At 67.5% G+C, this 20,231-nt stretch carries 22 protein-coding genes; 8 read left to right on the forward strand and 14 right to left on the reverse strand.

The window, feature by feature from the left end:
* The first annotated feature begins 128 nt into the window (after positions 1–128).
* The 3 genes from IM760_RS03125 to IM760_RS03135 all read left to right on the forward strand — a co-directional run bounded on the left by IM760_RS03125 (position 129) and on the right by IM760_RS03135 (position 3,494).
* Positions 129–2,132 carry a YncE family protein gene (locus tag IM760_RS03125; RefSeq protein ID WP_204427080.1) on the forward strand — a complete coding sequence of 668 codons (2,004 nt, stop codon included), beginning with the start codon at positions 129–131 and terminating at the stop codon, positions 2,130–2,132.
* 133 nt (positions 2,133–2,265) lie between these two features.
* Positions 2,266–2,820 carry an RNA polymerase sigma factor gene (locus IM760_RS03130; RefSeq protein WP_204427081.1) on the forward strand — a complete coding sequence of 185 codons (555 nt, stop codon included), beginning with the start codon at positions 2,266–2,268 and terminating at the stop codon, positions 2,818–2,820.
* Positions 2,817–3,494, forward strand: coding sequence for an anti-sigma factor (locus tag IM760_RS03135; RefSeq protein WP_204427082.1), 678 nt, complete (start codon positions 2,817–2,819; stop codon positions 3,492–3,494). Before IM760_RS03130 ends, IM760_RS03135 begins: the two co-directional genes overlap by 4 nt.
* Before the next feature lie 77 nt (positions 3,495–3,571).
* Here IM760_RS03135 and cysT read toward each other — a convergent pair whose 3' ends face one another.
* The 3 genes from cysT to miaB all read right to left on the reverse strand — a co-directional run bounded on the left by cysT (position 3,572) and on the right by miaB (position 6,872).
* Entirely contained in the window at positions 3,572–4,402 is an 831-nt protein-coding gene (gene cysT, locus IM760_RS03140) for a sulfate ABC transporter permease subunit CysT (protein WP_338021367.1), read from the reverse strand.
* A 6-nt stretch (positions 4,403–4,408) separates the two neighbouring features.
* Entirely contained in the window at positions 4,409–5,410 is a 1,002-nt protein-coding gene (gene cysP / locus IM760_RS03145; protein WP_204427084.1) for a thiosulfate ABC transporter substrate-binding protein CysP, read from the reverse strand.
* A 118-nt stretch (positions 5,411–5,528) separates the two neighbouring features.
* Positions 5,529–6,872 carry a tRNA (N6-isopentenyl adenosine(37)-C2)-methylthiotransferase MiaB gene (gene miaB, locus IM760_RS03150; protein WP_204427085.1) on the reverse strand — a complete coding sequence of 448 codons (1,344 nt, stop codon included), beginning with the start codon at positions 6,870–6,872 and terminating at the stop codon, positions 5,529–5,531.
* Between the two features lie 158 nt (positions 6,873–7,030).
* Between miaB and IM760_RS03155 the strand changes: the two genes are divergently transcribed.
* The 3 genes from IM760_RS03155 to IM760_RS03165 all read left to right on the forward strand — a co-directional run bounded on the left by IM760_RS03155 (position 7,031) and on the right by IM760_RS03165 (position 8,581).
* Positions 7,031–7,606, forward strand: coding sequence for an SCO family protein (locus IM760_RS03155; protein ID WP_204427086.1), 576 nt, complete (start codon positions 7,031–7,033; stop codon positions 7,604–7,606).
* Entirely contained in the window at positions 7,584–8,027 is a 444-nt protein-coding gene (locus tag IM760_RS03160; protein ID WP_239549582.1) for a copper chaperone PCu(A)C, read from the forward strand. The genes IM760_RS03155 and IM760_RS03160 overlap by 23 nt, the downstream gene beginning before the upstream one ends.
* Positions 8,028–8,131: 104 nt before the next feature.
* A complete protein-coding gene (locus IM760_RS03165) occupies positions 8,132–8,581 on the forward strand; it encodes a copper chaperone PCu(A)C (RefSeq protein WP_204427087.1) in 450 nt (149 codons plus the stop codon).
* A 186-nt stretch (positions 8,582–8,767) separates the two neighbouring features.
* On the opposite strand, the gene IM760_RS03170 is transcribed toward IM760_RS03165, so the two are convergent.
* The 3 genes from IM760_RS03170 to IM760_RS03180 form a co-directional block, all read right to left on the reverse strand.
* Positions 8,768–9,466, reverse strand: a complete 699-nt coding sequence (locus IM760_RS03170) for a TorF family putative porin (protein WP_204427088.1) — start codon at positions 9,464–9,466, stop codon at positions 8,768–8,770.
* 243 nt (positions 9,467–9,709) lie between these two features.
* On the reverse strand, positions 9,710–10,189 hold the full coding sequence (locus tag IM760_RS03175) for a hypothetical protein (protein ID WP_204427089.1): 480 nt from the start codon (positions 10,187–10,189) through the stop codon (positions 9,710–9,712).
* 72 nt (positions 10,190–10,261) lie between these two features.
* The gene (locus tag IM760_RS03180) at positions 10,262–11,302 is read right to left on the reverse strand and encodes a M14 family zinc carboxypeptidase (RefSeq protein WP_204427090.1); all 1,041 of its coding nucleotides are present in this window, start codon (positions 11,300–11,302) and stop codon (positions 10,262–10,264) included.
* Positions 11,303–11,475: 173 nt separating this feature from the next.
* On the opposite strand from IM760_RS03180, the gene IM760_RS03185 reads away from it, so the two are divergent.
* Positions 11,476–12,162 carry a hypothetical protein gene (locus IM760_RS03185; protein ID WP_338021360.1) on the forward strand — a complete coding sequence of 229 codons (687 nt, stop codon included), beginning with the start codon at positions 11,476–11,478 and terminating at the stop codon, positions 12,160–12,162.
* Here the strand turns inward: IM760_RS03185 and IM760_RS03190 are convergent.
* Positions 12,062–12,535 carry a methyltransferase family protein gene (locus IM760_RS03190; RefSeq protein ID WP_239549583.1) on the reverse strand — a complete coding sequence of 158 codons (474 nt, stop codon included), beginning with the start codon at positions 12,533–12,535 and terminating at the stop codon, positions 12,062–12,064. The genes IM760_RS03185 and IM760_RS03190 overlap by 101 nt on opposite strands.
* Positions 12,536–12,787: 252 nt before the next feature.
* Here IM760_RS03190 and IM760_RS03195 point away from each other — a divergent pair, with 252 nt between their 5' ends.
* Positions 12,788–14,245 carry a PhoH family protein gene (locus IM760_RS03195; protein ID WP_204427091.1) on the forward strand — a complete coding sequence of 486 codons (1,458 nt, stop codon included), beginning with the start codon at positions 12,788–12,790 and terminating at the stop codon, positions 14,243–14,245.
* A gap of 51 nt (positions 14,246–14,296) precedes the next feature.
* Here IM760_RS03195 and IM760_RS03200 read toward each other — a convergent pair whose 3' ends face one another.
* The 7 genes from IM760_RS03200 to IM760_RS03230 form a co-directional block, all read right to left on the reverse strand.
* The gene (locus tag IM760_RS03200) at positions 14,297–15,307 is read right to left on the reverse strand and encodes a hypothetical protein (protein ID WP_204427092.1); all 1,011 of its coding nucleotides are present in this window, start codon (positions 15,305–15,307) and stop codon (positions 14,297–14,299) included.
* A gap of 94 nt (positions 15,308–15,401) precedes the next feature.
* A complete protein-coding gene (gene glpE, locus IM760_RS03205; RefSeq protein WP_204427093.1) occupies positions 15,402–15,737 on the reverse strand; it encodes a thiosulfate sulfurtransferase GlpE in 336 nt (111 codons plus the stop codon).
* A gap of 11 nt (positions 15,738–15,748) precedes the next feature.
* Positions 15,749–16,972 carry an ATP-dependent RNA helicase RhlB gene (rhlB, locus tag IM760_RS03210; RefSeq protein WP_204427094.1) on the reverse strand — a complete coding sequence of 408 codons (1,224 nt, stop codon included), beginning with the start codon at positions 16,970–16,972 and terminating at the stop codon, positions 15,749–15,751.
* A gap of 96 nt (positions 16,973–17,068) precedes the next feature.
* Entirely contained in the window at positions 17,069–17,656 is a 588-nt protein-coding gene (locus tag IM760_RS03215; protein ID WP_204427095.1) for a DUF938 domain-containing protein, read from the reverse strand.
* 36 nt (positions 17,657–17,692) lie between these two features.
* Positions 17,693–18,529 (reverse strand): SDR family NAD(P)-dependent oxidoreductase, encoded by an 837-nt coding sequence (locus tag IM760_RS03220; RefSeq protein WP_204427096.1) that lies wholly within the window; start codon positions 18,527–18,529, stop codon positions 17,693–17,695.
* Positions 18,530–18,634: 105 nt separating this feature from the next.
* On the reverse strand, positions 18,635–19,375 hold the full coding sequence (locus IM760_RS03225) for a lysophospholipid acyltransferase family protein (protein ID WP_204427097.1): 741 nt from the start codon (positions 19,373–19,375) through the stop codon (positions 18,635–18,637).
* A gap of 87 nt (positions 19,376–19,462) precedes the next feature.
* Entirely contained in the window at positions 19,463–20,191 is a 729-nt protein-coding gene (locus IM760_RS03230; protein ID WP_204427098.1) for an START domain-containing protein, read from the reverse strand.
* Positions 20,192–20,231 lie beyond the last annotated feature (40 nt).

A 20,231-nucleotide genomic window follows, 5' to 3' on the forward strand; every position in this document is an offset into this window, starting at 1 on the left:
ACCGTTCGCCACATTTTTTTACCCACGGTTACATCCGAAACCGCCCGCCGTGCGTATCACCCCAGGGAAATCGGAGCGCGAGACGCCCGGCCCACCGTGAAGCATTCCCGCTCAACAAGGAGAAAAGCATGAACGTGAAAGGCAAAGGTTTGATGTGGCTGACGCCCCTGGCGATGGCGGTGACCCTGGCCGCCTGCGGCGGCAACAGTGACAGCCGGCGGGCGCCGGGCGGCGGTGACGCCGCGCCACGGGGCACGCCCCTGCTGGTGATGCACAACGGCGGCGGCCTGGTCGGCCAGGTGGACCGGCTGGACGCCGACCTGAACGTCACCGCCACCTTCGCGGCGGACGCCAACGAAGGCATCGCCCTGGATCTGCTGGGTAACCTCTACGCCGCCAACGACCGCAACGGCGCCCCCAGCAGCCTGCAAGTGCTGCACCGCCTCGCCGAGCGCGCCGACGGCGGCGCCCCGGACGCCGCTCTGGACCGCGATGTCCCGGCGGACGGTTCCATGACCCTGAAGGGCATCGCCATCGCCCACCGGGCCGGCCTGGTCATGGCCGCCAACACCGGCGGCAACAGCGTGCAGGTGTTCGGCACCGCCGTCGGCGAGGAGGCCGTGCCCCTGGCCACCACCGCGCTGCCCGCCAACGCCTGGGACCTGGTCTATGACGAAGACGCCGACCGGGTGTTCCTGGCCATGACCAACGGCACCGTGCTGGTGATCGACGACTACGTGGCCGGCGGCTTCATGGCCACCCCGGCGCGCACCATCACCCCGGACGGCGCCGGTACCCCTTCCAATATTCACGGCATCGACTATCGCGCCGACACCGACACCCTGGTGATCACCGACGTGGGCGACGCCGCCATCGCCGATGACGGCGCCCTGTACGTGATCGGGAACGCCTCCACCGCCAGCGGCACCGTGACCCCGTCGCGCACCGTGGCCGGCCCGGCCACCCGCCTGGGCAACCCGGTGGATCTGATTCTGGATGGCGATACCGCCTACATCGCCGAGAAGTCCAACGACGCGGTGCTGGTGTACCGCAACGTGTTCAGCGGCGCCAGCGGCGACGTGGCCCCGGATCTGGCGGTGGACAGCGTGAAACCGGAATCCCTGGCCCGGCTGATCGAGGCCGAGCCGATGCCCGACCTGTCCGACATCGACGCCACCGGCGTCACCTTTACCGGCGTGGCGGTGACCAGCAACCCGCCGGCGGCGCCGGGGGACGCGGACGTGGTGATCCTGGACCTGGGGCTGACCAGCCAGCAGCGCGGCTTCACCACCGGCCAGGACCGGGAGAGCCTGGCGTTCAACCAGATGGGCGACGCCTATGTGACCACCGACACCGGCATCGCCGTGGTCAACCGCCTGGCCACCGGCCGTGACGGCGACAGCCTGGACGCCGGCCGCGACCGCGTTATCGAGGGGGGCAATACCGGCCTGTCCGCGCCCAAGGGCTTCGACGTGGCCGACGGCCTCGGCTGGGTGCTGGTCACCGACCAGGGCGACCCGGCGGTGCGCGTGTTCGGCGCCCAGGCCGACGGCGACAGCGCGCCGGTGTTCGTCACCGACCTGACCGTGGCGCCCTGGGATCTGGACTATGACCCGGACGGCGACCGCCTGTACGTGGCGCTCACCAACGGCACCGTGGCGGTGTTCGACGACTACAGCAGCGAGCGCGGCGCCTCCGGCGCGGACCGCATCATCGTGCCCGCCGAGGGCGGCACCGCCTTCGCCGCGCCCACCAACCTGCACGGCATCGTCCATGTGGCGGACACCGACCAGCTGATCCTGTCCGACGTGGGCAGCGGCGCCAACCCCACCGACGGCAAGCTGTACGTGCTGAACGGGGCGTCCACCGCCGACGGCATCACCAATGTGGCGGTGCGCATCGACAACGGCGACAACGGCACCGTGGGCAACACCCTGCTGGGCAACCCGGTGGACATCGCCTTCGACGGTGAGCACCTGTATGTGGCCGAGAAGTCCCAGGGCAAGGTGCTGCGGTTCGACAACATCCTGGACGCCGCCAGCGGTGACATCGCGCCGTCGCTGAGCTACGACCAGGCCTCACCGGAATCGGTGTCGCTGATCGCCGACTACCTGGGCCGCGCGCCCGAGTAACGGCCGGCGGGCCGCTCTTCCCGGCCAGGGAAGGGTGGCCTGTTCCTGGGGAGCGTGGCGGGCGGCGTTGACAGACCCTTCTCGCCGGCACCGGCAAGATCGCGTCAATATCCTTCGCGCCCCGGACCCCGCCATGGACGACGGTCAGCAAGATCTGGAACACGGCAACACCCTGCTGATGGCCTGCGCCGACGGTGATCGGGACGCCTTCCATCGGCTCTATCTTCGAGAGGCACCGCGGCTGCTGGCGCTGGCCCGTCGCTTTACCGGCGACGGCGCCGCCGCCGAGGACGCGGTGCAGGACACCTTCGTGCAGGCCTGGCGCAACGCCCGCCGCTTCCACCACGAACGGGGCAGCGCCCGGGCCTGGCTGCACGGTATCCTGCGTTTGCGGTTGCTCAGCCAGCACCGCGGCGCACGGCGCCACGACCACGAGGCGTTGCCCGGCGACGACTGGCCCGACCCGGGCCCCTCGCCGGAGCAGTGCTCCCTGGACGAGCGCCGGGACCGGGCCCTGCGGGTTTGTCTGCGCGGTTTGCGCGGCGAGCGGCGGCGGCCGATCCTGATGGCGTTTTACCTGGGCTACACCTATGAACAGATCGCCGACCATCTGGCGGTGCCCCTGGGCACCATCAAGAGCCGGATCCGGTCCGGCCTGAAGGGGTTGGAGGAGTGTCTGCGGCTATGATTCCGGACGACCCGCAAGAGCGCCGTCTGCTGATCGCCGAGTACGTACTCGGTTTGCATCAGGGCGAGCGCGCCGAGGAAATCGAACGCTGGCTGGCGTGGGACGCGGAAGCGGCCCGGCTGGCGGCGCGCTGGCGGGAAAGCTGGACCGGCGCCGCCGAGCTGCTGCCGGAGGAGCGCCTGCCGCCCCGTCTGTGGCGGCGGGTGGCGCGCCAGGCCGGTCTGGCCACGCCCTGGTGGCGGGCCGGCTGGGCCAGTGTGTCGGTGTGGCGCACGGTCAGCGCCGCGTTGCTGGTGGCGGTGGTGCTGCTGGCCGGTCCCCTGCGCGCCCCGGCGCCGGTCTACACGGTGGTGCTGCAGGCCCCCGGCGAAGCCGCCAGCCCGGGCTGGCGCGTCACCGTCTCCGCCGACGGTGATCTGCAACTGACGCCGCTGGTCACCGGCCAGTACGCCGCCGACCGCAGCGTGCAGTTCTGGACCCTGGAAAACGATGCCCCCGGACCGCGCTCCCTGGGCCTGGTGGAACCGGGCCGGACGCTGGTGATTCCCGCCCATCGGGTGGGCGGCGTGGAGAGCGGCCAGCTGTTCGAACTGACCCTGGAACCGCAAGGCGGCTCGCCCAAGGACCGCCCCACCGGGCCGGTGTTGTTCATCGGGCGGGCTGTTGAAATATAGAAAATAGCGGCAGCTTGCATCGCGGCTAAAGCCGCTCCTACCTGGATCAGTGGTTGTAGGAGCGGCTTCAGCCGCGATCAGCCACCCTGCCAGCGCTTGATCATCCGCCCCTGCACCACCTGAATCCCGAACAACAGCACCAGCGAGGCGCCGAGGATCACCGAGGCCAGGGCGCTGGCGGCGGCGAAGTCGTATTCTTCCAGGCGGATATTGACCAGCAGCGAGATGATTTCGGTCTCGAAGGGCATATTGCCGGCGATAAAGATCACCGCGCCGTATTCTCCCAGGCTGCGGGTAAAGGCCAGGGCGGTGCCGGTGAGCAGGGCCGGCATCAGCTGGGCCAGCACCACCTTGAAGAATGACGCCATGGGGGAGGCGCCCAGGGTGGCGGCGGCTTCTTCCACGTCCGGCGTCAGGTCCTCCAGCACCGGCTGCACCGCGCGCACCACGAACGGCAGGCTGGTGAAACTCATGGCGATCATGATGCCCAGCGGCGTGTAGGCCACCGGGATGCCGGCCGCCTCGAACCACTGGCCCAGCCAGCCGTTGGCGGCGAACAGCGCCGACAGGGTCAGGCCGGCCACGGCGGTGGGCAGGGCGAAGGGCAGGTCCACCAGGGCGTCCATCACCCGGCGCCCGGGAAAGCGATAGCGCACCAGCACCCAGGCCAGCAGCATGCCGACCACCGCGTTGATCAGGCTGGCGCCGGCGGCGGACAGCACCGTGACCTTGAAGCTGGCCAGGCTGCGCGGGTTGCTGATCACCGACCAGTAGCGGTCCCAGCTCATGTCACTGACGTGCAGTACCAGCCCGGACAGCGGCACCAGAATCACCAGGCAGATAAAGAACACGCTCAGCGCGAAGCTGAGCGTGAAGCCGGGCAGAACCGAGTGTCGGGTGCGCAGGATCGCCAATTAACGCAGGCTCCGTGCTTTCGCCTGCAGCTTGTCGAGCTCGCCGCCGGAGGCGAAGTGGGTGTCCTGAGCCTCGGCCCAGGAGCCGAAGTAGTCTTCCACCTTAAGCAGCTTCACCGGCGGGAACTGGTCCTCGGTGGCCTTTACCACGTCCGGATGGTGCACGCGGTAGTTGAAGGTGGTGAGCAGCTGCTGGATGTCCTTGCTGTACAGGTATTCCAGGTACTCGGTGGCCACTTCGCGGGTGCCGCGCTTGTCCACCACCTTGTCGACCACGGTGACCGGGAACTCGGCCAGCACCGAGGTCTTCGGCACCACCACGTCGTACTCGTCGCTGCCGTACTGTTTGCGGATGTTGTTCACCTCGGACTCGAAGCTGATCAGCACGTCGCCGATCTGACGCTCGGCGAAGGTGACGGTGGCGCCGCGGCCGCCGGAATCGAACACCGACACATTGGCCAGAAAGTGGGCCATGTAATCGCGGATCTTCTCCTCGTCGCCGTCAAAGCGCTCCTCGGCGGCCATCCAGGCGGCCAGATAGGTGTAGCGGCCGTTGCCGGAGGTCTTGGGGTTGGGGAACACCACGTCCACCCCGTCCTTGGCCAGATCGGCCCAGCCCTGGATGTTCTTGGGGTTGCCCTTGCGCACCAGGAAGGCGGTGGTGGAGTAGTAGGGGCTGGAGTTGTTCGGCAGCCGGGTGTTCCAGTCTTCCGGAATCAGGTTGCCCTTGTCGTGCAGCACGTTCACGTCGGTGACCTGGTTGAAGGTCACCACGTCCGCGTCCAGGCCCTGCAGAATGGCGCGGGCCTGCTTGGAGGACCCGGCGTGGGACTGCTTGATGGTGATGTCCTCGCCGGTTTTCTCTTTCCAGTGGGCCTGGAATTCCGGGTTGTAGGCCTGGAACAGCTCCCGGGCGATGTCGTAGGAACTGTTGAGGATGGTCTGCTGGGCGCCGGCCAGGGAGGCCAGGGACAGCAAAGCGGCGGTCAGCCAAACACGCATTTGTCGGGCTCCTTATGAATGATTACGGGCGAATCGGAAACGAATGGACGCCAGTTTATATAACCGCTGGTTTAAATAAAGGCCGTGGTTAAACCGATTTGGAATTTCAATATGGCCATCAGCCGGCCTCATCCAGGGCCTTCAGTCCGCCCCGCAACGAGTTGGGCAGCGCCTCGAGGATCTCCACGTCCACGAATTCGCCGATCAGGTCGATGTCGTCGCAGGCGAAGTTCACCACCCGGTTGTTCTCGGTGCGGCCCTTGAGCTGGCCCGGGTCCTTCTTGGAGAAGCCGTCCACCAGGATGCGCTGGGTGCTGCCCACCATCTTGCGGGAAATGTCCTGGGCCTGCTGGTTGATGCGCTGCTGCAGCAGGCGCAGCCGTTCCTTCTTCACCGCCATGGGCACGTCGTCGGGCAGGTCCGCCGCCGGGGTGCCCGGGCGCGGGCTGTAGATAAAGCTGAACGAGGCGTCGTAGCCGATGTCGGCGATCAGGTTCATGGTCGCCTCGAAGTCCGCGTCGGTTTCGCCGGGGAAGCCGATAATGAAGTCCGAGCTGTAGGAGATGTCCGGGCGGATGCGGCGCAGCTTGCGCAGTTTGGCCTTGTACTCCAGCGCCGTGTGGTTGCGCTTCATCAGCGCCAGAATGCGGTCGGAGCCGGACTGCACCGGCAGATGCAGGTGGTCCACCAGCTCCGGAATCTCCCGGTACACCTCGATCAGGGCGTCGGAGAACTCCATCGGATGGCTGGTGGTGTAGCGGATGCGGTCGATGCCCTCGATGTCGCGGATCAGCAGCAGCAGCTCGGCGAAATCCACCATCGCGCCGCCGGCGCCCTGGCCCCGGTAGGCGTTCACGTTCTGGCCCAGCAGGTTGACCTCGCGCACGCCCAGGTCGGCCAGGTGGCGGATCTCATCCAGCACCGGTCGCACCGGGCGGCTCACTTCCTCGCCGCGGGTATAGGGCACCACACAGAAGGTGCAGTATTTGGAGCAGCCTTCCATGATCGACACGAAGGCGCTGGGGCCGTCCACGCTGGGTTCCGGCAGGCTGTCGAACTTCTCGATTTCCGGGAAGGTCACGTCGATGGCCAGGGAACGGGTGGTGGACGCCTGGGTGATCAGGCCGGGCAGGCGGTGCAGGGTCTGCGGGCCGAACACCACGTCCACATAGGGCGCGCGCTCGCGGATCGCCTCGCCTTCCTGGCTGGCCACGCAGCCGCCCACGCCGATGATCAGGTCCGGATTGCGGTCCTTCAGGCGCTTCCAGCGGCCCAGCTGGTGGAACACCTTTTCCTGGGCCTTTTCGCGGATCGAACAGGTGTTGAGCAGCAGCACGTCCGCTTCTTCCGGATTGTCCGTGGGCTCAAGATCGTGGCTCGACCCCAGCAGATCCGCCATGCGGGTGGAGTCGTACTCGTTCATCTGGCAGCCGTGGGTCTGGATAAACAGCTTGCGCGCCATGGGGAACACCGTGGATCACTGGAAAATGGGCGCCGATTGTACCGCCGGAGCCGGTAAACTGCGAACCCCGGGCGCGGCAAAACGCCGCACCGTCTGGCTCGCGGCGGACCCGGCGCGGTATCATCCGGCGCCGCCGTCGCCCTCCGGAGCAGGAACCCATGCTGACCGTTTTTCGTTGGTGGCCGGTGCTGGCCGGTCTGTTGCTGCTGGCTGCCTGCGCCGAGCCGCGCCAGGAACTGCCGGTGAACACCCGCCTGGGCGGGGACTTCACCCTCACCGACCATCACGGGCAGCCGTTCCGGCTGGCCGACCAGGAAGGGCGGGTGGTGCTGATGTTCTTTGGCTATACCCATTGCCCGGACATCTGCCCGGCGACCCTGGCGCGGGTCTCCCAGGTGTACCGCAACCTGCGCGAGGCCGGTGACGCCGAGGCGGTGCAGCCGCTGTTCATCACCTTCGACCCGGTCCGCGACACGCCGGCGCATCTGAGCGAGTACGTGCCCTGGTTCAAGGCCAACGTGATCGGCCTGACCGGTAGCGAAGCCGAGATCCGCGCGGTGGCGGAGCAATACGGGGTGGTCTATCTGCAATCCGGCGACGGCGCGGCGGCGGAGTACGACTTCACCCACAGTGACTACGTTTACCTGCTGGACCAGCAGGGGCGGGTGCGCAAGCTGTACCCGTCGGACTTCAACATCGACGAGGTGACCGATGATGTACAAAGCCTTCTTTAACGGCCTCACCGGCGCGGCCCTGCTGGCCCTGGCCGGCGCCGCGTCCGCCGACGACCTGGTGCTGGAAAACGCCTGGCTGCGCGCGGTGCCGCCGGTGTCGCCGACCATGGCCGGCTACTTCACCCTGCGCAACGACGGCGACCGGGCGGTGGAGCTCAAGGGCGCCAGGACCGACATCGCCGGCGGGGCCATGCTGCACGATACCGAGACCACCGAGGACGGCCAGGCGCGCATGGTGCACCTGAGCGGCATCACCCTGGAACCCGGCGACCAGGCCACCTTCGCCCCCGGCGGCAAGCACCTGATGCTGATGAAGGTGGCTTCGATCCCGGAGGCCGGGGAAGAAGTGAAGATCTGTCTGACGTTTACCGATCACGACGATCTGTGCAGCGACTTCCCGGTGCGCCGCGAGGCGCCCTGACGCCGGTTTCCTTCGCGTTCCATGGCGCCCGCCCGCCCCGGGGCGGGTGCATCACGCCTCCGGATCGCCTAGCCTGGGCGGCATCTGACTGATGGAGGTGGACGATGCCGCGTACGCTTCGCGTCCTGCGCGACGCCCTGCTGGGCGCCGGCCTGCTGGCCGGTGCCACCAGCGCCCCCGCCGATGACCTGACCCTGGACAACGCCTGGCTGCGCGCCGTGCCGCCGGTGGCCCCGGCCATGGCCGGCTATTTCGACCTGTACAACCGGGGCGACCGGTCGGTGCGTCTGGACGGCGCCGAGGCCCGCTTCGCCGGGGCCGCCGAACTGCGAGAATTCGGCACCGGCGCGGACGGCCAGCGACTGGAGCGCGGCTTGCAGGAGGTGCGCCTGGATCCCGGTGACCGGCTGCGTTTCCGGCCCGGCCGGCGCTTTCTGCAACTGACCCGGCTCACCGATGTGCCCCGTGCCGGGCAGCGGGTGGAGGTGTGCCTCACGTTCAGTAACCACGATGACCTGTGCGGTGAATTCGAGGTGCGCCACAGCGCCCCTTGAGCGGCGATGGGGGAGGAAGCTTTCAAAGGAAGGAATTAAAAAACACCGTGGGGCCTGCTTGCGTTTCCAGCGAGGACCAGGGAGGGCCCCACGGTGTGAAAAGGTTGGGCGGGGGGAGAGAGCCCGCCCGAAGTTTTCTGCCTCTCAGTCTTTCAAACGTTCTTTCAACACTTCGAAGGTCGTTGCTTAGAACGACAGCGCATAGGTGACCACGAACAGCGTATCGTTGGCGTCGTCCATGTTGTCGTCGTCGGAGTCGACCACCTTGGAGACGGTGAAGCCCAGCTCATCGGTGAGGGCGTAGGTCAGGTCCACGTGGGTGTAGTCGGACGAGTCCGCGTCGAAATCGAAAAAGCCCACGTTGATGCCGAACTGATCGTAGCTGTAGCCCAGGTTGTAGTAGTTGTCCTTGTTGTCCACCGCGTCACTGCCGTGGCCGTAGTCGCCCACGCCGATGTAGGCGGCGGCGGAGAAGCCGGCCAGGCCCAGGCTGGCGACCACTTCCTGGAAGTCGGCGTCGGTGGCGTTCGGGTAGTTGTAGTCGACGAAGGACAGGTCGTAGCTGAAGTCGCCCACGGCGCCGCCGTAGCCCAGGTACAGGTCGTATTCCATGCCGCCGGTGCTGGCATCACCGTCCGCGTCGCTGTCGTTTTCGGAGCTGCCCCACACACCGGCATAGAGGCCGGAGGAATGCGCGTAGTCCAAGCCACCGAAGACCTGGGCGTTACCGGCGGACAGATCCTGACCACGCCACAGGTAGATGTTGGACACACCCACGTTGCCGCTCACCTCGGCCACCGCCACGGACGGCGCGGCCAGGACGGCGGCGGAAGTGGCCACCGCGGCGGCCAGAACGGTCTTCTTCATCTTGGATACGTGTTTCATGTGCAACCCTCTTTGCAAATAACTGTTTTTGTGCGCTCCTGGCGCACTGGCCGGGGAGGCTGATCGTTATTTAGCAGGGAGCGTGCCAAAAAAAGAAAAGCGTTATTTGTCAGGGTGTTAGGCAAGGTTGGGCGAAGCGGGAAAGGTAAAATAACGAAAACGGGGAAGGGGTGGGGCTCTGTTTTGGTGCAAGGCACCAGAATGGGGCGGCGCCGATGCCCGCCGCCCCCGGCGCGCCCGGTGTCAGTCCGGGCACTGCCAGTCCACCGGCACGGCGTTGGCGCGGACGCCGTCCTCGCCGCGGATCTCCAGGCCGCAGGCACCGGTGTCTGTGCGGGTGAAGCGGGCCTGGTAGCGTTCCCCGGCGCGGGCCTCGAACTGGGCCGCCACCCGGCAGCGGTCCCGGCCGCCGCCGGCTCGGGCCTCGCTGAACACCACGCCCACCCGGGCCTGGTCGGACGGCGCCAGCGCCACGGTCACCGCCTCGCTTTTCTTCATGGTCTGGAACAGCTTGTCGAAGGCGTTGGTTTCCCAGGGCTTCACGGCCAGCGCCTCGCGGGTGTCCTTGAAGCCGCTGCCCGGCACGCACACCGCCGGCTGGGCGGCGGCGTCGCCGGTGAAGGTGACGGTGGCGGTTTGCGCGCCGGTGGGTTCCTGGTAAGCGAACATCTGGCAGCCGGTCAGCAGCGCCAGCGGCAACAGCGCGGTGGTTATTCTGATCATGGTGGTCCTCCTCAACGATTGAAAGGAGTGTACGGATGCAAGAGGAGGGCCACCAGTTAAACCCCAAACCCGTTATTCCCCGAACCAGTGCCGCACCGCCTCCCGGGTCAGGGCGCGGCGGCGCTCGCCGGTGGGCAGCCAGTTGCCGGCGTTGGCGGCGGCGGCGATCAGAAAATCGCAAAGCGGCAGGTGCTGGCGCAATACCCGATCGTGGCGATGGCCGATGATGGGATTGAAGTAGCCGAAGAAGTCGAACATCTGGCGGGGGTTCTTGCGCACCCACAGCCAGGAGCCCATTTCCAGGGTGAACGGCAGGAAGGTGCGCTCAGGGTGCTGTCCGCGGGCCTGATCGTACAGGTAATCCCAGAGGTCGCCGTGGGTGGTGTAGTTGAGCGACTGGGGCTCGATCAGGTAGCGGTGATGATGCGGATAGGTGTGCTCCAGCAGCTGCTTGAGCCGGAACACCTCGCCGATATGGTCGATGGGCGCGTGGGTGCGCGCGTAGCAGCACCAGATCCGGTCGCGACGGCCGAAGCCGCTGTGGCAGTCCAGGCTCAGCGACACCGGCGCGTTCAGCAACCGTTCCCGTACCACCTGGATCAGCGCCCGCGCCTCCGCCTCCATGGGCGCGCCGGCGCGGCCCCGGTACCAGGGCAGGTGGCGGCTCAGGCGGTGCCCGCCGACCAGGAACGACACCCGCCCGTCCGCCTCCACCGGCGCGTTGCGCATCAGGTCCACGCCGTTGGGGTTGCTGCGGGTGCGCCGCCAGATGCCGCCCGGGTTGACCATGGGCATGAACACCAGGCGCACGCTTTCCAGCCGCCGGTGCATCTGATCGTCCCACTGCAGCCGGTGGATCAGGCTGTGCAGCAGGGAAAGAATCACCTGGGTACCGATCCGTTCCACGCCGTGCACGCCGCCGAAGAAACCGATGGCCGGCGCCGCCGGTGAGCGGCTGCCCATCTCGATCACCCGCACCGGCAGGTCCAGACCGCCCTGGGGCACGCTGAGCACCTCGCTGACACGAAGGTGCCGCTCGCCGAGACGGATCAGGCTGTCCAGGTGGAGCAGTTCAGGCAGGTGTCGTTGCAACAGATAGAGTCGTTCTTGCATGGCGGGAACCGGCTACGTTGGGGCCATGCTGTCACGATCAGGTCACGGTTTTATGACAGTGCCTCGGACACGGCGGGTGGCCCGGCTGTCACCCAACCGAGACCAAACTGTCAGGACCCTGTCATCGCCACCGGCCAGTCTGCGTGACGAGTCCCGGCTTTTCGGTGGGTAGCGTGGTGATCCCTGCTCCGTCCGTTTCGTCCCTGCAAACCGGCGATCTGTTGTTGTTCGCCGGCCGTGGTCTGGTCAGTGCCACCATCCGGCTGTTCACCCGCAGCCGCTGGAGCCACATCGCCATGATCGTGCGCCTGCCCGGCGATGACCGGCCGTTGGTGCTGGAGGCCATGGGAACCAGCGAATCCGCCGACCTGCATCTGGGCCGGCCGGTGAACGGGGTGGCGCTGGTGCCGCTGGCCGACAAGCTGCGCGATTATCCCGGCGAGATCGTGGTGCGCCGCCGCCTCGGGCCACCGCCGTGCCCGCGCCGGCAGCGGCTGGTGGCGCGGCTGGTGCGGCGCCTGCTGCATCGTCCCTATAAGAATTTTGTCTGGTGCAACGCCCTGGATCTGCTCAGCGGTTATACCCGGCCGCCGGACCGGCGCGGCTGGTTCTGTTCGGAGCTGGTGGCGGAGATGTACCGGCGCCTGGGCTGGCTGCCCCGGGACGCCCGGGTGGCCGGTTTCGTGCCCGGTGATTTCGACTCGCCGCGGCTCGCCGGCGAACTGGCGCCGCCGGAACTGCTGAAGGCGTGGCGCGGCGCTACAGCCAGCGCCGTACCCGCTGGCGATAGGTCCGCCACTGATCCCCGAAACGCCGCGCATGAAACGCTTCTTCCGCGGCGATCACGTGAGTTTGCATGACCCACAGCACCGCCAGCAGCATCAACAGCATGCCGGGGCTGGCCAGGCTCAGGGCGCAGGCCAGATGCAGCAGCGCGAACGACAAATAGATCGGGTTGCGGCTCAGCCGGAACACGCCGCCGGTGACCAGCACCCGGGCGGCGCGGTGCGGCATGACCGTGGTGCGATGGCGGGCCAGTTGCAGCAGGGCCGTCACCACCAGCAGCGCGCCGGCCACCGCCAGCACCGTGGCCAGGGTCTGGCGGCCGGCGAAGTCCGGCAGCGTCCAGCCCAGGGCCCGGTCCAGGCCGTGGCCGATCAGCAGGCCACCCAGATGCAGCAGGGGCGGCGGCATGCGCACTTCGGGGTGCGCCGGGTCGGGTTGCTCGGACATGGTTGGCTCTCGGCTTGTCGGTCTCGTTGTCAGGGGTGAAAAGCTGGGTTATGGTAATTCACATCCCGCCCGCGCGGGAGGGATCGCGATCCGAACTGTGCCAGACCAGCCACCGCCGGTGAGCCAAAAACACGGCGGCAGGAGCACGCGTCACTCTCGCGACCCGCTGTTTCCGTTCGCGAGAACCCGCCAGGGGACGTTCGCCCCGGTCGCCCAACCGCACCGTCAGGTGCAGACCAACAGGGGAAACGCATGGAAGAGCGCGCGGCCACTTTGCACTCCGTCTCCGCAGCCAAAGCCCACCCGTCCAACACCCGCCACGGCCAACCCGACGCCACGCCCAAGACCTACGTTCTCGATACCAATGTGCTGATCCACGATCCCAACTCGCTGCTCAATTTCGAGGAGCACCGGGTGGCGATTCCGATGACCGTTCTGGAGGAGCTGGACCGTCTGAAAACCGGTAAATCCCACACCGCCTCGGACTGCCGGGCGGCGATCCGCCAGATCGATCGGGTACTGGGCCAGGCCAGCCCGGCGGAAGTGGAAGCGGGCATCCCCATCAACCGCGGCCGCACCGAGCAGGGCACCCTCACCGTGCTGATGCCGCGCGGCGGCAGCGGCGGCGGCGCCCTGCCGGAGCACCTCAACGACAACCGCATTATCAACGACGTGATGGCCATGAAGATGGCCGACCCGGACAGCCGCTACGTGCTGGTCACCAAGGACATCAACATGCGCCTCAAGGCGCGCGCCTGCGGCATCGACGCGGAGGATTACCAGAACGATCAGCTGGTCTCCGACATCAAGCAACTGACCCGGGGCTTCTTCGAGGTGGCGGGCTCGTTCTGGGACAAGGTCACCGAGGTGGAGACCGTGCAGGAAGGGGCGGAGACCCTGCACCGCCTGTCCCACGGTCTGGTGGTCAGCGACATTCTTGGCGAGGAGGTCTACCCCAACCAGTTCATTCTCGACGAGCAGGGCTTCGTGGGCCGCATCGTCAGCGTGCGGGGTGGCGTGGTGACCCTGCGTCACCACAAGGCCGAGACGCTGATGGAACAGGAGGCCTGGGGGCTCAAGCCGATGAACGTGCAGCAAGCGGTGGCGCTGCAGCTGCTGCTGGACCCGGACATCCACCTGGTGACGCTGACCGGCGCCGCCGGCTCCGGCAAGACCATCCTGGCCCTGGCGGCGGCCATCGAAATGACCGTGGAGCAGCGCCGCTTCAACAAGATCATCGCCACCCGCTCCACGCCGCCCCTGGCCGAGGAGCACGGCTTCCTGCCCGGCACCGAGGAGGAGAAGATGGACCCCTGGCTGGGCGCCATCAACGACAACATCGAGGCGCTGCACCTCAACGACGAGAACCCCCAGGGCAGCATTCAGTACGTCAAGGAACGGGCCAATATCCAGTTCAAGGCGCTCAACTACATCCGGGGTCGCAGCTTTCAGAAATCCCTGATCCTGATCGACGAAAGCCAGAACCTGACGCCCCACCAGATGAAGGCGATCATCACCCGGGCCGGGGAGGGCTCCAAGGTGGTGTGCCTGGGCAACCTGGCGCAGATCGACACCCCCTACCTGTCACCGATCAGCTCCGGGCTCACCTACATGACCGAACGCTTCAAGGGTTTCGAGCACGGCGGCTCGGTGCAGTTGATGGGCGTGCCCAGGTCGTTGCTGGCGGAGTACGCGGAGACGTGGTTGTAGCGTTCCATACACACCGGTAGGAGCGGTCGTCCGACCGCTCCTACATGGGGGCTATCCCCCGAGAGCCTCCTCCAAAACCCCCCGACACGCCTCGCTGTCGTAGAAATCCCCCAGCGCGTTCTCGATCCAGGGCGTGAGGACGCCCTGTTCGTCGAGCACCCGGGCGCCGCTGGCCAGGGCCGGGGCGAGCACCTTGCTGCGTTGTTTCGGGGTGGTGCCCATGGCCTTGAGCAGGCCGGGCAGGTCGTGGTCGAGCAGCGCCTGCACCGCGGCCAGCACGCCGGCGTTCACCAGGGCGCGGCTGTATTCCAGGCGCGCCGCCTCGTCGGCGATCACCACCGCGTGCGGCACGGTCTGCGCCACCAGATCGTCCGGCGCCTGACGGAGGGCGTCGGCGGGGCGCAGCGGCGCCAGCCGGCGGTAGCCGTCCCGGGCCAGTTCGGCGATGCGGCGGTCGGTGAGCTGGGCGTTGAGCCACTGCTCGCCGGTGCGCAGGGTGGCGCGGATATTGTGGCGCAGGTAATCCCGGATCGGTTCTTCCAGCCCGCCCATGGCGCGGCCCACGCTCTTGCGGCCCAGCTTCATCATGCTGCTGACGCCGGGCAGTTTGGCCAGGGCGTTTTCCTCGAGCAGAAAATTCTTGATGCCGGTGTAGAGCATCTCGCTGACCATGTCGCTGACCAGCGGATGGTTGAGGCAGGCGTGGATGGCTTTCTCGCGCAGGGGCTTGAGGCGCAGGGCCTGGGCCAGGATCGCCTCGAAATGGTGTTCCTCAAGCAGTTCGCCCACGGTGGCCGGCTCGTCCAGGGCGCGCCGGCGCACCGCCTCGGCCACCTGCAGGATCACCGGTTCCAGGCCCCGGGTGGTGTGCACCTGGGCGAGCCAGTCGTCGACCACGGTGGCCAGGACGTCGGCGTCCACCAGGGCGCCCACCGGCGTCTTGCCCAGCGCTTTGACGCCGTCGTCCAGTTGCGTTTGCCAGTAGGTTTTTTGCTGCAAGCGCTCACGGGCGTGAGCGACGTGGGCCGCGCGCAGGGCGGCGGCCAGGTCGGCTGCGTTCATCCGCTTCCTCGTTATTCTGAACGGGTGGGCGTCATCATGGCCAAAAGCGGCGCCGGCCGCGCCACTGTCGCGACGGCGCCTGCGGGCGCTGGCGCTAACCGGCCGGGTGGTCGTCGCCGGTTTCCACCTGATCGGGGTAGGCCCGCCGCCAGTACTCGAAACCGCCGTCCAGGCTGACCACGGATTGAAAACCCTGCTCGCTGAGGAAGTCGCTGGCCGACTGGCTGGAATGGCCGTGGTAGCAGTACACCACCAGCGGGTGGGCGCGGTCGGTGGCGGCCAGGAACGCCTCCAGGCCGGCCTGGCTGAGGGGCAGGGCGCCGGGGATGCGCGCCTGCCGGTGGCTCTCCGGGTCGCGCACGTCAATAAAGAGAGCGCCGCCGTCGCGCAGGATTTCGCGGCCCTGTTCCGGGCCGATGCATTCCGCCATGGGAAGCTCCTTTACCGGTCGGCGACCAGGGCCGCGTCCGGGTGTTCGCAGTTGAGTTTCCGGCCGATCGCTTGTTCCAGCTGCGGCAACAGGAAGGCGTCGTCCTCGCAGGCGAAGCTGATCGACACGCCGCTGGCGCCGGCCCGGCCGGTACGGCCGATGCGGTGCACGTAATCCTCCGGGTCTTCCGGCAGGTTGTAGTTGATCACGTGGGAGACCCCTTCGATATGGATGCCCCGGCCGGCCACGTCGGTGGCGATCAGCACCTGCAGGTCGCCGGCCCGGAAGCGCTCCAGGGTCTTGAGCCGCTGGTTCTGGGGCACATCGCCGGAGATCAGCGACACCTTCAGGCCCTTCTTGTGCAGCCGGTCGTTCAGGCGGCGGGTGATGTCGCGGCGGTTGGCGAACACGATCACCTTGTCCATGTTCTCGCGGGTGATCAGGTTATAGAGCAGGTTGAATTTATCGTCGGTGGCGGTGATGTAGACCTTCTGGTCCACCGTCTCCGTGGTCACCTGGGTGGGCTCGATCTCGACCACGGCGGCGTCCTCGGTCCAGCGTTGCGACAGGGCCATGACGTCATCGTTGAAGGTGGCGGAGAACAGCTGGGTTTGCCGGTAGCGGTTCGGCGGGGTCATGCGCACGATGCGTTTCACGTCGGGGATGAAGCCCATGTCCAGCATCCGGTCCGCTTCATCCAGCACCAGGGATTCCACCCGGTCCAGCCACAGGTCGCGGCGCTTGGCGAAATCCAGCAGCCGGCCCGGGGTGGCCACCAGAATGTCGATCAGCCGGGTCTGCAGCCGTTCCTGCTGACGGTTGAAATTCATGCCGCCGACCACGCTCATCACCTGCAGGTCGGTGTGCGCCGACAGCTGTTTGGCGTCCTTCTCGATCTGCATGGTCAGCTCCCGGGTGGGCGCCACGATCAGGGCGCGGGGTTCGCCGGCGAAGCGCTTCACCGTGATCGGGTGGCGCAGCAGGTCGTTGATCATGGTGATCAGGAAGGCGGCGGTCTTGCCGGTGCCGGTCTGGGCGCGGCCGATGGCGTCGGCGCCGGCCAGGGTGTGCGCCAGGACGCTGGCCTGAATCGGCGTGCAATATTGAAAGCCCGCGTCGGCGATGCCGCGCATCAGCGCCGGTTCCAGATCGAAGTCGTGGAAACGGGTCTCCCCTTCTTTTTCCGGCACCTGGAATTGCTCCAGGGTCCAGTCTTGCGTGGTCTCGTTTTGCATCGAATCGCTCGGTCAGGAAAGCCGGGAACGGCGGTCTGGCGGCTCCACCGGCCGGCCGGCGGCGTCGTCAGACCGCACAGTGTATAAAAAGCGGGCTTATCCGAATACCAAAACCCGGTTATTGGCGGGCATGGCGTGGTCGCCGAGCAGGGCGCGACCGTGGTCGGCGAAGCGCGCCACCACCCATTCCTGGTCGCGCAGCCCCATGGCCGGGTCCCGGGCGCGCAGGCTCTCGTCGAAGCGGCGGTTACTGTCGGTGGTGGGCTGGCCGCCGTAGCGGAACGGGCCATAGACGGCGAAGCGTCCGCCCGAGGTAAGCCGACGGCAGGCCTGGTCGATGCAGTGCATCACCTGGTCGCGGCTCATGATGTGGAAGGTGTTGACCGTGAGCACGTAATCGAAGGGGCCGTCCGGCCAGGCGGCGTCGTCCTGGACGCTCAGGCCCACCGCCGGGCCCAGGTTGGCGGCGGGTTCGGCGGCCAGCCGGGGCAGCAGGGCGTCCAGGTAGTCCGGCTGTTCCGACGGCGTCCAGTGGATATGGGGAAAGCGGGGCGCCAGCCAGACCGCGTGCTGGCCGGTGCCGGCGCCGATCTCCAGCAACGTTCCCGGGGCGGTGAGGTACTGACTGAGGACCTCGAAGAGGGGGCCCTTGTTGTTCTCGGCCGCCTGGGAAAACGGGAGCATGGTGGATCCTTATTTCGCGGTATGGCTCATTTCGCGCTAGGACTTCCGCGCCATCTTCTGGCCGGCCACCATGATGCGCTGGTAGGCCGTGGGCATCAGCCGCTGCATGCTGTCGATGGCGCGCGCGTCGGAGCCGATCAGCACGCGCCGCTTGTTGCCGCGCACGCCCTTGAGAATGGTGCGCGCCGCCTCTTCCGGCGTGGTGCGGAACATTTTCTCGAAGTCCCGGCGGGCCTTTTCCGGATCGCCGGTGATGCGCTCCATGCCGTCCGCCATGCGCGCGTTGCGGGCGATGTTGGTTTTGATCCCGCCCGGATGCACGCTGGTGCAGGACACCCGGCCGCCTTCGATTTCCAGTTCCTGGCGCAGGGATTCGGTGAAACCGCGCACCGCGAATTTGGCGGCGTTGTAGGCGGACTGGGTGGGCACGCCGATCAGGCCGAACACGCTGGAGACGTTCACGATATGCCCTTCGCCAGCGCGCTTCAAATGGGGCAGGAACGCCTTGGTGCCGTACACCACGCCCCAGAAGTTAATGCCCATGAGCCATTCGAAGTCGTCGTAGCTCATGTCTTCCACGGTGGCGCCCAGGGCCACGCCGGCGTTGTTGATCACCAGGTGCACGGCGCCGAAATGCCCGGCCACCCGGTCGGCGAAGCCGTACACCGCGTCCCGGTCGGACACGTCGAAGACCTCGGTGATCAGGCGGTCCTCGCCGAGGCCCAGTTCCCGGGCGGTGTCCCGCAGGCCGGTTTCATTGATGTCGGAAAGCGCCAGACGGGCGCCCGCCTCGGCCAGTTGATGAGCCAGGGCGCGGCCGATGCCGGAGCCGGCGCCGGTGACCACGGCGACCTTATCGTTGAACTGTTTCATTGCGACTTCGTCCGTTGCGATGGAATGGCCGGAGTGTATCGATTCCGGCCATTCCAAACGGGCCAATCACCCTGTGGGCGCTGACCCTGCCGCCGTGGCGCGATGTCAGGTCGGCTCCAGGCAGCCTTCGGCGGCGACCCCGGCGATGGCCGACCGGCAGCGCGCCAGCGCGGCCTCCAGCGCCGCCTCGTCGTTGCCGTCCACGACCACCGGCGCGTGCACGGTGAGCGTCGCGCCGCCGGGGTGCATGCGCAGGCTGTCCGGCGGCAGGATCTCGCGGGTGCCGGTGAGGGTCACCGGCAGCAGCGGCAGATCCAGGTCCCGGGCCATGCGGAAGGCGCCTTTCTTGAAGGGGCGCAGCGTGCCGTCGCGGCTGCGGGTGCCTTCCGGGAAGAACAGAATGCTGGTGCCGCCCACCAGGCGGGCCTTGGCCGTCTCCAGGCTGGCGATGGCGGCTTGGGCGTCGCCGCGGTCGATAAAGATGTGGCCGAGCAGGGCGCAGCAGGGGCCGATCACCGGCACCTTGCGCAACTCGTGCTTCATCACCCAGCGGAAATCCTTGTCCAGGTGCCCGTAGAGTACCCAGATGTCGTACTGGCTGAGGTGGTTGGCGACGATCACGTAGCTCTGTTCCGGGTCCAGGTGCTCCAGGCCATGGAGGCGGACCTGCACGCCGCTGAGCATCAGGCCCAGGCGCGACCAGGGCACGGCGGTGAGGCGGCCGGCGCGGCGCGGGCCCAGGAACGGCACCAGCAGGAAACACAGCAGCCCGAACAGCACGGTGGCGGCCAGCATCAGAGGCGCGAAGATAAACCAGGAGTACACGAAGAAGAGCGCGTTGATCATGCCTGTCGACTCCGTCCGGGCGGCGAAAAAAGGAGCGGGGCTCAATAATAGCGGAAGCGTCGCGGCGCTGTCCGAAAAGGACAGGCGTTATTGGGGTTTTGTTACGTTTTCCACCTGCACGGGGCGGCCCGGCCCGCGCAGATCCAGGCCGCTGTAGTAATGCCCCTGGTAACGGGGTTGACGCACCGCCGCACGCAGCCGCCGCAGGGTGAAATGGGCCGCGTCGCGCAGCAGCAGGCGGGCCAGCCAGGCGGGCAGGTCGCCGCCCGGGTCCAGCCGCAGGCGGTAGTCCACCTCCACCCGGTCGCCCTCCAGGCGCCGGAACGCCAGGCTGCCGCGCAGCCGGGGCACGCGCACGTAGGCCGGGTCGGGGGGCAGCAGCCCGGGCCGGTTGCTCAACGCCACGGTGATCTGATCCGCCGAGGCGGGGGCGGGCAGCAGGCGGCTTTCCAGCAGCGCTTCCCGGTCGCGCAGCGGCCAGGGCAGGCGCGTGGTGAAGCGCAGCCGGCGGCCGCCATCCGGGCTGGCGGCCAGCTCGTCCACCTCGGTGACGAAATGCAGCCATTCCGGATAGGCGGCGTAATCCCGCAGTACCGCCACCAGGGCGTACTCGTCGCGCAGCGCGAAGCGGGTGGTGCCGCGGATGGCGAAATCCGGGCCGTCGTCGTTTTGGCGGAACACCCGTACCTGCTGGCGGTCACTGATCAGGGACCAGAGCGGCGGCGGACCGTCCGGCACCGACACCAGGCCGTCGGCGCTGCCCACCAGCAGAGGCAAGAGCAGCACCATGGGCAGTGGCAGGACGCTTTTCCGCATATCGTCTGATCCGAACGTCTTAGGAGGTCGCGGCCATGAT

It is taken from the genome of Alloalcanivorax marinus (assembly GCF_016906305.1).
Lineage (GTDB): Bacteria > Pseudomonadota > Gammaproteobacteria > Pseudomonadales > Alcanivoracaceae > Alloalcanivorax > Alloalcanivorax marinus.

What these genes read in the sequence shown, in the direction of transcription:
- IM760_RS03125 (WP_204427080.1), top strand. Translation starts at nt 129, where the DNA reads ATGAACGTGAAAGGCAAAGGTTTGATGTGGCTGACGCCCCTGGCGATG.
- IM760_RS03130 (WP_204427081.1), top strand. Translation starts at nt 2,266, where the DNA reads ATGGACGACGGTCAGCAAGATCTGGAACACGGCAACACCCTGCTGATG.
- IM760_RS03135 (WP_204427082.1), top strand. Translation starts at nt 2,817, where the DNA reads ATGATTCCGGACGACCCGCAAGAGCGCCGTCTGCTGATCGCCGAGTAC.
- cysP (WP_204427084.1), bottom strand. Translation starts at nt 5,410, where the DNA reads ATGCGTGTTTGGCTGACCGCCGCTTTGCTGTCCCTGGCCTCCCTGGCC.
- miaB (WP_204427085.1), bottom strand. Translation starts at nt 6,872, where the DNA reads ATGGCGCGCAAGCTGTTTATCCAGACCCACGGCTGCCAGATGAACGAG.
- IM760_RS03155 (WP_204427086.1), top strand. Translation starts at nt 7,031, where the DNA reads ATGCTGACCGTTTTTCGTTGGTGGCCGGTGCTGGCCGGTCTGTTGCTG.
- IM760_RS03160 (WP_239549582.1), top strand. Translation starts at nt 7,584, where the DNA reads ATGATGTACAAAGCCTTCTTTAACGGCCTCACCGGCGCGGCCCTGCTG.
- IM760_RS03165 (WP_204427087.1), top strand. Translation starts at nt 8,132, where the DNA reads ATGCCGCGTACGCTTCGCGTCCTGCGCGACGCCCTGCTGGGCGCCGGC.
- IM760_RS03170 (WP_204427088.1), bottom strand. Translation starts at nt 9,466, where the DNA reads ATGAAACACGTATCCAAGATGAAGAAGACCGTTCTGGCCGCCGCGGTG.
- IM760_RS03175 (WP_204427089.1), bottom strand. Translation starts at nt 10,189, where the DNA reads ATGATCAGAATAACCACCGCGCTGTTGCCGCTGGCGCTGCTGACCGGC.
- IM760_RS03180 (WP_204427090.1), bottom strand. Translation starts at nt 11,302, where the DNA reads ATGCAAGAACGACTCTATCTGTTGCAACGACACCTGCCTGAACTGCTC.
- IM760_RS03190 (WP_239549583.1), bottom strand. Translation starts at nt 12,535, where the DNA reads ATGTCCGAGCAACCCGACCCGGCGCACCCCGAAGTGCGCATGCCGCCG.
- IM760_RS03195 (WP_204427091.1), top strand. Translation starts at nt 12,788, where the DNA reads ATGGAAGAGCGCGCGGCCACTTTGCACTCCGTCTCCGCAGCCAAAGCC.
- IM760_RS03200 (WP_204427092.1), bottom strand. Translation starts at nt 15,307, where the DNA reads ATGAACGCAGCCGACCTGGCCGCCGCCCTGCGCGCGGCCCACGTCGCT.
- glpE (WP_204427093.1), bottom strand. Translation starts at nt 15,737, where the DNA reads ATGGCGGAATGCATCGGCCCGGAACAGGGCCGCGAAATCCTGCGCGAC.
- rhlB (WP_204427094.1), bottom strand. Translation starts at nt 16,972, where the DNA reads ATGCAAAACGAGACCACGCAAGACTGGACCCTGGAGCAATTCCAGGTG.
- IM760_RS03215 (WP_204427095.1), bottom strand. Translation starts at nt 17,656, where the DNA reads ATGCTCCCGTTTTCCCAGGCGGCCGAGAACAACAAGGGCCCCCTCTTC.
- IM760_RS03220 (WP_204427096.1), bottom strand. Translation starts at nt 18,529, where the DNA reads ATGAAACAGTTCAACGATAAGGTCGCCGTGGTCACCGGCGCCGGCTCC.
- IM760_RS03225 (WP_204427097.1), bottom strand. Translation starts at nt 19,375, where the DNA reads ATGATCAACGCGCTCTTCTTCGTGTACTCCTGGTTTATCTTCGCGCCT.
- IM760_RS03230 (WP_204427098.1), bottom strand. Translation starts at nt 20,191, where the DNA reads ATGCGGAAAAGCGTCCTGCCACTGCCCATGGTGCTGCTCTTGCCTCTG.